General features: G+C 73.3%; 8 protein-coding genes. 3 read left to right on the top strand and 5 right to left on the bottom strand.

The window, feature by feature from the left end:
• On the top strand, positions 1-1,505 hold a 1,505-nt coding region (locus BIV04_RS14675; RefSeq protein ID WP_218141859.1), incomplete at its 5' end, for a septum formation family protein.
• Positions 1,506-1,551: 46 nt separating this feature from the next.
• On the opposite strand, the gene BIV04_RS14670 is transcribed toward BIV04_RS14675, so the two are convergent.
• Positions 1,552-2,364, bottom strand: a complete 813-nt coding sequence (locus BIV04_RS14670) for an HAD-IIA family hydrolase (RefSeq protein ID WP_071257157.1) — start codon at positions 2,362-2,364, stop codon at positions 1,552-1,554.
• Positions 2,365-2,437: 73 nt separating this feature from the next.
• On the opposite strand from BIV04_RS14670, the gene BIV04_RS14665 reads away from it, so the two are divergent.
• Both BIV04_RS14665 and BIV04_RS14660 read left to right on the top strand, forming a co-directional pair.
• Positions 2,438-3,082, top strand: a complete 645-nt coding sequence (locus tag BIV04_RS14665; RefSeq protein WP_071257156.1) for an RNA methyltransferase — start codon at positions 2,438-2,440, stop codon at positions 3,080-3,082.
• A 67-nt stretch (positions 3,083-3,149) separates the two neighbouring features.
• Positions 3,150-3,566, top strand: a complete 417-nt coding sequence (locus tag BIV04_RS14660; RefSeq protein WP_071257196.1) for a DUF3151 domain-containing protein — start codon at positions 3,150-3,152, stop codon at positions 3,564-3,566.
• 89 nt (positions 3,567-3,655) lie between these two features.
• Here BIV04_RS14660 and BIV04_RS14655 read toward each other — a convergent pair whose 3' ends face one another.
• From BIV04_RS14655 to BIV04_RS14640, 4 genes are read right to left on the bottom strand one after another with little or no spacing between them, the layout of a single operon-like run.
• Complete coding sequence (locus BIV04_RS14655; RefSeq protein ID WP_071257155.1) at positions 3,656-5,659, bottom strand: YhgE/Pip family protein; 2,004 nt, start codon at positions 5,657-5,659, stop codon at positions 3,656-3,658.
• Positions 5,656-6,378, bottom strand: a complete 723-nt coding sequence (locus BIV04_RS14650) for a hypothetical protein (RefSeq protein WP_071257154.1) — start codon at positions 6,376-6,378, stop codon at positions 5,656-5,658. The genes BIV04_RS14655 and BIV04_RS14650 overlap by 4 nt, the downstream gene beginning before the upstream one ends.
• On the bottom strand, positions 6,375-7,067 hold the full coding sequence (locus tag BIV04_RS14645; protein WP_071257153.1) for a TetR/AcrR family transcriptional regulator: 693 nt from the start codon (positions 7,065-7,067) through the stop codon (positions 6,375-6,377). Before BIV04_RS14645 ends, BIV04_RS14650 begins: the two co-directional genes overlap by 4 nt.
• Positions 7,068-7,127: 60 nt before the next feature.
• Complete coding sequence (locus BIV04_RS14640; RefSeq protein WP_071257152.1) at positions 7,128-8,264, bottom strand: glycosyltransferase; 1,137 nt, start codon at positions 8,262-8,264, stop codon at positions 7,128-7,130.
• Positions 8,265-8,346: the final 82 nt, after the last annotated feature.

Raw genomic sequence — 8,346 nt, 5'->3', positions numbered from 1 at the left:
CGGAATCGCAGGTCGAGCCGCGACCTGAGTCCGAGATCGCACCTCAGTCGGAAGCCGGGCCCGACCCGGAGCCCGAACCCGGACTTCACGCCCCGGAGCAGGCATCGGCGACCTCCGGCGTCACGACCGAACCGGGTGCCGAGGCGCCCTGGTGGGTCGAGGAGCACCACGAGATGACCCGACGCGAGCGCCGTCTGGCCGAGGCGGCCGCGGCCGCTGCCGCTGCCGCTGCGAACGGTGCGGCCCCTGCGGGGCCGGCCGGGGCCGGTGCCGGTGCCGGGGCCGCGTCGGCTCCGGTGGTCGGCACGCCGTCCGTGTCGAGGCCCGGCGGCGAGCCCGAGACCGACCCCTCGACCGACGCCGACCGTGAGCCCACCTTCACCGAGATCCTCGGCGTCGTGTCGTCCGCACCCGCGGGCGGCGACGATCCCCAGCCGCAGCACGCCGCCCCCGTGACACCCGCACCGGCCGCCTGGTCGCTGTCCGAGTCGGGGGCGGTGCCCGAGGTCGTCACCGACGTCGACCCGGGCGCCGAGCCCGCACGTGCGGGCGTGGTGGACGACGCCGACCGGGACGTCGACGACGAGGGCATCGACGACGACGACGAGGTGACGACCGCGACCGCGCTCTTCGCGCCTCCTCGGTCCGCTCTCGACACCGACACCGACACCGACACCGACACCGCCACCGACGATGGCACCAGCGCGGCCACCGGCGCCACCGCGGTGCTGCCCGGCCTCTCGGCGACCGTCGCAGGGTCCGAGACGACCGGCTCCGGGTCGAGGGCAGCCGCCGGCCCCGTCGGCGAGCGCCCTCGGGGCGGTGCCGGCACGGCAGGCGTGTTCGTGCCGCAGACCCGTCCCGTCGAGCCGGCGCCCGCGGGGTCGCCGCGCGGGCCGGGCATCGCCGACTGGGTGCGTGGGCACAAGGTGCTGGCCGCCGTCGGGGCCGCGCTCGTGATCGTGCTGCTGCTCGTGGCCCTGTTCTTCATCGCGCGGTCGCTGTTCGCATCCACGGACGACCTGGCGTCCGACCCGGCGGCGGCCACGTCGCCGACGGCGGCCCGCACGGTGACCGCGGCCCCGGTCGAGCCGGTCGCCGAGGTCGCCCCCGCCGGTCCGCTGGCGCCCGGAGTCCACTCGTACGCCGATCTGCAGGGTGGCGAGTGCTTCTCGACGTTCGAGTCGGCCTGGCAGCAGGACTACGACGTCGCCGACTGCGGTCAGCCGCACGTCGCCCAGTTGACCCGGGTCGGTACCCTCGACGGCGACGCGACCGCCGCCTACCCCGGAGCCGACGTGCTGCAGAGCCAGATGAACCTGCTCTGCACGGGAGCGGACGCCCTCGACCGGCAGGCCGCGGCCGCCTACCCCGACGTGCAGCTGCTCGCGAGCTTCCCCGCCGACGCCGACGCGTGGGCGGCGGGTGACCGAACGTACTCGTGCTTCGTCAACCGAAGCAGCGGCGAACCCCTGACGACCAGCCTCGTCGCGGTCGCGGGCTGAACGTTCGACGCGACCCGCGCCTCCGGGGGGCGGGGCCCCGCGGGGCCTAGGCCTCGGCCGGCACCACGTCGGACTCGATCGGCTCGCTGCGGACCAGTTCGTGCACGCCCGACAGGATCTCGTTCGGCCGGAACGGGTAGCGGTCGATCTCGGCCTGGTCGCTGATGCCGGTCATCACGAGGATCGTGTGCAGCCCTGCCTCGATGCCGGCCATGATGTCGGTGTCCATCCGGTCGCCGATCATCGCGGTGTTCTCGCTGTGCGCGCCGATGCGGTTCATGGCCGAGCGGAACATCATCGGGTTGGGCTTGCCGACGACGTAGGGCTCTTTGTTGGTCGCCTTCGAGATCATGGCGGCGATGGCCCCGGTGGCCGGCAGCACGCCGTCGGCGCTCGGCCCCGTGGCGTCGGGGTTCGTGACGATGAAGCGCGCACCGCCGAGGATGAGCCGCACGGCCTTGGTGATCGAGTCGAACGAGTAGTTGCGGGTCTCGCCCACGACCACGTAGTCGGGGTTGGTCTCGGTCATGATGAACCCGGCCTCGTGCAGGGCGGTCGTGATGCCGGCCTCGCCGATGACGAACGCCGAGCCGCCGGGCATCTGCGACCGGCAGAAGTCGGCGGTGGCGAGGGCGCTCGTCCAGATGCGCTCCTCGGGCACGTGCAGCCCCGAGGCGCGCAGACGGGCCGCCAGGTCGCGCGGGGTGAAGATCGAGTTGTTCGTCAGCACCAGGTAGGGCGTGCCCTCGTCTTGCCATTGCTGGATCAGCTCGGCGGCACCGGGCAGCGCGTGGTTCTCGTGGACGAGCACGCCGTCCATGTCGGTCAGCCAGCATTCGACGTCTTCGCGTGAGCCCATGCCGTCACCTTAGCGAGGTGCCCTGACGACGAGGAGGCGCGGGTCGCCTCCTCCCACCGCCTACCCTGGTTCGATGCCCCAGGACGAGTCGCCGACCCCGCCGAACGACGAGCCGACGCACGGCGTCGGCCCCTGGCCCGGCGGGGAGGCGGCCTGGCCCGAGGGCGACCACTGGGACCCCGAGCTGCTGCGCGAGGGCGACCGTCGCAACGTGATCGACGGCTACCGGTACTGGACGATGGAGGCGATCGTCTCCGACATCGACTCCCACCGTCACCCCTTCCACGTCGCGGTCGAGAACTGGCAGCACGACATGAACATCGGCTCCATCGTCCGCAGCGCCAACGCGTTCGCTGCCGACACGGTGCACATCGTCGGGCGTCGTCGGTGGAACAAGCGCGGGGCCATGGTGACCGACCGCTACCAGCACGTGCAGCACCACCCCGACGTCGCCGCCTTCATCGCCTGGGCGCGCGAGGCCGGCCTGCCCGTGCTCGCGATCGACAACGTCGAGGGGTCGGTGCCGATCGAGACCTTCGCCCTGCCCGAGCGCTGCGTCCTGCTGTTCGGACAAGAGGGGCCGGGACTCAGCCCCGAGTCGATCGCCGCGGCCGACGCCGTGATCGAGATCTCGCAGTTCGGGTCGACGCGCAGCATCAACGCCTCGGCAGCCGGCGCGATCGTCATGCACGAATGGGTGCGCCAGCACCGGTTCTGACCCACGATGCCGCCGCCCGTCCGCGCTGAAGTGCCCTCCGTCGGCCCCCGCCGCTAGCGTGGTCGCCATGTCCTCCACGAACCTGCTCGGCGTGCCCGAGACCCGGCTGCCCGCCGAACCCGCCGTCGTCGCCGACCTCGAGACCCTCACCACCGCCGAGGTCGTCACGGCCCACCCCACCTCGTCCCTGGCCTGGGCACTGCTCAGCGACGAGGCCGCCGCCCGCGGGGCCGACCTCGAGGCCTACGCCTACGCCCGGGTCGGCTACCACCGTGGGCTCGACGCCCTGCGCAAGGCGGGCTGGCGCGGCCAGGGCCCCGTGCCGTGGTCGCACGAGCCCAACCGCGGCGTGCTGCGCTCGCTCTTCGCCCTGCGGCGCGGGGCGGTCGCCATCGGCGAGACCGACGAGGTCGAGCGCCTGACGACGTTCCTCGCCGACGCCGACCCGAGCGTCCTGCCGTCGCTCGAGGCCCAGGCGGGCTGACCGGCGCGACCGTCTCGGGAACGCAGGAGGCGCGGGTCACCCGACCCGCGCCTCCTGCGTTCCCGACGGCGACCGCCGCCGCGCGGGCCTCAGCCGATCAGTGACGGCCGCAGGTCGCGCAGAGTCCGCGACCGCGTCATGCGGGAGGTCGCCACCCAGGTCAGCACGAGCGCGCCGAGCAGCCAGGCCGCCAGCACGCCGGCGTCACCCCAGGCCGCGGCGCTGCTGCCGCCGTACATGACCTGGCGCAGCCCGTCGGTGGCGTAGCTCATCGGCAGAACGAAGTGCAGCGCTGCCAGGGGGGCCGGCAGGGTCTGCCACGGGAAGGTGCCGCCGGCCGTGACGAGCTGCACGACCATCAGCACGAGGCCGAGGAACTGCCCGACGCTGCCGAGCCACACATTGAGCGTCATGATGATCGCCGCGAAGGCGGCCGAGGCCAGCGCCATCAGGCCGATCATCCCGAGCGGGTGGGCGACCTCGAAACCGAGCGCCTGCGTGACGATCACGTAGAGCGCGACCATCTGCACGACGCCGAGCACGACCGGGGCCAGCCAGCCGGCCAGCGAGATGCGCACGGGGGCCTTGACGGCCGTGATGGCTCGCTTCGAGATCGGCTTCACGATCAGGAACAGTGCGTACATGCCGATCCAGGCCGCGAGGCTGATGAAGAACGGGGCGAGCCCCGCGCCGTAGGTGCCGGCGCTGGTCAGCGCGTCGTCCTTCACCGAGACGGGGTCGCTGATGGCGCTCGCCTGGTCGTCACGCGTCTGCTCGGTGCTCGAGGGGATCTCGCCCAGTCCGCTCTGCAGGCCGTCGCGCAGCTGGGTCGTGCCGGTGTCGAGGCTGACGACGCCGTCGCGCAGCGTGGTCGACCCGCTGCTCAGGGTGTCGAGACCGGTCGCGAGGGTCGAGGCACCCGTGGCGGCGCTCGCCGCACCCGTGGCGAGCTGTGACGAGCCGGTGGCGGCCGACGAGATGCCCTGGGTCAGGGCCGGCGTGGCGGCGGCCAGGGTCGCGGCACCGGTCGAGACCTGGTCGGCGCCCGTGGCGAGCTGCCCCACCTGGGTGTTCAACCCTTGGATCTGCGTGTTCGCGTCCTGGAGTGCCGTGGTCAGCGACTCGGTCGCGGGGGCGAAGGTCGCGGCGATCTGCTGGATCTGCTCGTCGGTGTACCCCTGCTGTCTCAGGGCTTCGGCGATCTGCTGCTGTGCCTGCTGCTGGGCGGCGGGCAAGGCGGCCGCGGCCGTCGCACTCGTCGTGGCCGCGTCGGCCACGCCGGTGGCCAAGGCGTCGTTGCCGGCCGCCACCTGGGCGGCGCCGTCCGCCAGGGTCTGGGTCTGCGAGGGCAGGTTCGTCGTCTGGGTCTTCAGGGTCTGCAGCCCCGTGTCCAGCGCCGACGCCCCCGAGCTGAGCTGGCTCGTCCCGTCGGCGAGGGTGTGGGCCCCGGTCGCCGCGTCGGCCGCCCCGTCGGCCAGCTGGTTCGCCCCGGCGACGGCCGAACCGGTGCCGGCGACGAGCTGGTTCGCCCCGTCGACCGCGCTGCCCAGGTTGGTGCGCACGTCGGCGAGGCCGACCAGCAGGCGGCCCGCGGCCTCCTTGCCGACCTTCTCGGTGACCGAGGCCCGGATGGTCTTCGCCGCCTGCTCGGCGATCGTGGACGAGAGGTAGCTGTTGACGTCGCTCGTCGCGAGGGTGATCTGGGCCCGCTTCGGGTCGTCGCCGCTCGCCGAGGTCAGGTCGTCGCTGAAGCCCTTCGGGATCGTGAAGGTGAAGTCGTAGGTCTGGTCGCGCAGGCCGGCCGCGGCCTGGGCCGCCGAGACGACGTGCCAGTCGAAGTCGCCGCCGTCGGTGATCTGGTCGGTGACCTCGTCGCCGTAGTTCACGGTCTCGCCGTCGACCGTCGTGCCGGCGTCGGTGTTGACGAGCGCGGCCGGGATCTGGTCGAGCTTCGCGTAGGGGTCCTGGTTGGCCCAGAGGTATAGGCCGCCGTAGAGCAGCGGCACGGTCATCAGGGCGACGAGTGCCAGGCGGGCGAGCGGGGTGGCGGTGAGGCGCTGCAGCTCGGAACGGACGAGGGCGTAGATCTTCACGGCTTGTCGCTTTCGACGGAGGTGTCGGGGGTGGTGGCGACCGCGGTGTCGTCGGGGGAGGGAGGGGCGGTGTCGGTGTCGGTCTCGGGCGCGGCGGCGGACTCGGCCGGGGCGAACTCGGGCGTGGGCAGCGACTCGATCGTCGCGAGGGCCGCGAACCCGGTGATGGTCAGCACGGAGTAGTCGCGGCCGACGAGGTCGTGCACCACCGAGAGCCAGGCGGCGACGTCGCCTCCGTGACGCTCGGGGGTCGTCAGGATCAGTCCGCGCACCTCGGGGCGCAGCACGGCCAGTTCGCAGAGCAGGCGGACGCGGAGCTCGGTGGGCAGGGCGCTCAGGCGCGTCCGCTCGTGCTCGCGCAGGCCGATCTCGTGGAGCAGCAGGCGAGCCGAGGCCTTGTCGGCGCGGAGCCCGGCGAGGGCGAGTTCTTCTCGGGCGACCTGCACGACCGTGAGGGCCGCGAACGGTTCGGCGACGGTGGGGGTGTCGACGAGGGCGAAGGAGGCGCGGATCGCCGCGTCGTCCGACCGGCCGTCGACCGTCACCCGGCCGGTCTCGGGGCGCATGCGGCCCCCCGCGACGAGCGACGCGAGGGTGGGCGCGTTCTCGGTCTCGACCGCCACGAAGCCGGGGGTCCAGCGGTCGGCGACCGCGCTGAGCGGGGGCAGGGCCGCCCCGGGGCCGTCGCCGATCGCGACGCCGTGCAGTTCGAGTCTCATGCGGGTTCTCCGGTGGGGGGAGTCGAGGAGGCGCCGGTCGCCTGTTCGGGAGGGAGCGCGAGTTCGGGGGCCGTCGCGACGAGGTCTCCGGCGGTGCGCCAGTCGAGGCCGACGACGCCGAGCACCGCGAGCATGACGAGTCGGTGGCCCTCGGCGCGGCTGAGTCGCTGCGTCGTCGCCTCGTCGAGCACCGACAGGGCGGCCCCCTCGACGAGGTGTGCGAGCGTGCGTGGAGCGATGTCGTCGCGCATGCGTCCGGACTCGACGCCGCGGCGCACGACGTCGCGCACGGCCTTCCGCAGCGGGGCGAGGGCCTCGCCGACCTCGTGCGCCATGGGGCCGCGCACGGTCAGCTGGGCCATGACCCGCACGTGCTCGACCTCGGCCCAGAGCAGGGCGGCCAGGGAGGCGAGCTGCACGACCGGGTCCGCGATCGGGGCGGGTCGCGCGGCGATCGCGATGCGGGCGGCACCGCGCAGGCTGACCTCGCGCACCAGGTCGTCCCGTGTGGCGAAGTGGCCGTAGACCGAGCGACGCGACAGGCCCGCCTCGGCGGCGATGGCCTCGAGCGACACGGACGGGTCGCGGTTGAGCAGCAGCGCCGCGGCGGAGATCAGCGCATCGCGGTTCGCGGTGGCGTCACGGCGTGGTGCGCGGGCGGCGCGCACGGGGGAATCGGCGGCAGGCATGACCCGATCGTACGATCTTGCACACCTTTGTGCAACTTATTTCGGCACCGCGGTCGTCGGTCAGCGCGCGCGGGGCAGGGTGGCTCGTAGTGCCTCCTCGTAGGCGTCGCAGACGGACTGCCAGGTGTAGGCGTCCGCGGCACGAGCGAGGGCCGCCTCGCTGAGACGCTGCTGTTCGGCGGGGTCGTCGAGCAGCGCGGTGACGGCGGCGGCGATGGCGGCGGGCTCGGGCGCCACCAGGGTGCCGGCTCCGTCGAGCACCTCGCGGTTGTAGACGGTGTCGCGCGCGACGACGGGCGCCCCCGCGAACATCGCCTGCACCAGCGCGGGGTTCGTGCCGCCGACGCTGTGGCCGTGGAAGTAGGCCCCGGCGTGCTGCCAGAGGGCGTGCAGACGGTCGTCGTCGCTGACGTGACCGAGCCAGGTCACGCGGTCGTCCTCGTCGGCCAGCGCACGGACGAGCTCGTCGAGTTCGCCGCCGTAGCCGGTCGAGCCGACGATGACGACGTCGTGCCGCTCGGCGATCGTGCGGGCCGCCTCGACGAATTCGACCACGGTGTTCTCGGGGACGAAGCGCGCGACGACGAGGGCGTACCCGCGGTGTCGTTGGCCCGGCTCGACCGGCAGGTCGCGGACCGGGTCGCCACCGTAGGGGATGAACAGGCCGTCCACCCCGAAGTCGGCCTGCCAGCGCCGGACGATCTCGCGGGCGTCGCAGATCAACCCGTTCGCGAAGCGTGCGCTGGCCTTGGCTCCGAGACGGAACACGGTCTTGGCCGCGCGCCCCCACTTGGCGCGCTCCCACTCGATGCCGTCGACGTTGACCAGCACGGGGATGCCCCGCAGCCTCAGCAGGGGCAACCAGAAGCCGTTGGCCACGTTCATCACGAGGGCCGCGTCGGGCCGCCGAACGAGGGCGTCGAGCACGGCGGTGAGGCCGTAGCTCAGGGTGCTGAGGGACTTGCTCTCGACGCCCTTCGTCAGGCGGGAGGTCACGCGACGGTCGCGGGCGGGGTCGTCGTCGCGCGTCGACCCGTCGCGACCGTAGACCGTGACGTCCCAGCCGGCGTCGACCAGGGCGGGGGCGATCCGGCGCACCGCGGTCTCGAACCCGCCGTAGTAGCTGGGATAGCCGCGGGTGCCGATGACGGCGACGGAGGGGCGGGCGTTCGGACGGCGACGGGGGCGTGCGGGCATTCGGGTGTCCGTTCGGTCGGGGTGCTCAGCACGGTAGCGCACCCTGACGCCGGGTCGAGAAGACGCGACTCGCCGCTCACGT

The organism is Frigoribacterium sp. MCBA15_019 (assembly GCF_001864945.1).
Lineage (GTDB): Bacteria > Actinomycetota > Actinomycetes > Actinomycetales > Microbacteriaceae > Frigoribacterium.
This window is presented reverse-complemented; position numbering and strand designations above follow the sequence as displayed.

What these genes read in the sequence shown, in the direction of transcription:
- BIV04_RS14670 (WP_071257157.1), bottom strand. Translation starts at nt 2,364, where the DNA reads ATGGGCTCACGCGAAGACGTCGAATGCTGGCTGACCGACATGGACGGC.
- BIV04_RS14650 (WP_071257154.1), bottom strand. Translation starts at nt 6,378, where the DNA reads ATGAGACTCGAACTGCACGGCGTCGCGATCGGCGACGGCCCCGGGGCG.
- BIV04_RS14660 (WP_071257196.1), top strand. Translation starts at nt 3,150, where the DNA reads ATGTCCTCCACGAACCTGCTCGGCGTGCCCGAGACCCGGCTGCCCGCC.
- BIV04_RS14665 (WP_071257156.1), top strand. Translation starts at nt 2,438, where the DNA reads ATGCCCCAGGACGAGTCGCCGACCCCGCCGAACGACGAGCCGACGCAC.
- BIV04_RS14640 (WP_071257152.1), bottom strand. Translation starts at nt 8,264, where the DNA reads ATGCCCGCACGCCCCCGTCGCCGTCCGAACGCCCGCCCCTCCGTCGCC.
- BIV04_RS14645 (WP_071257153.1), bottom strand. Translation starts at nt 7,067, where the DNA reads ATGCCTGCCGCCGATTCCCCCGTGCGCGCCGCCCGCGCACCACGCCGT.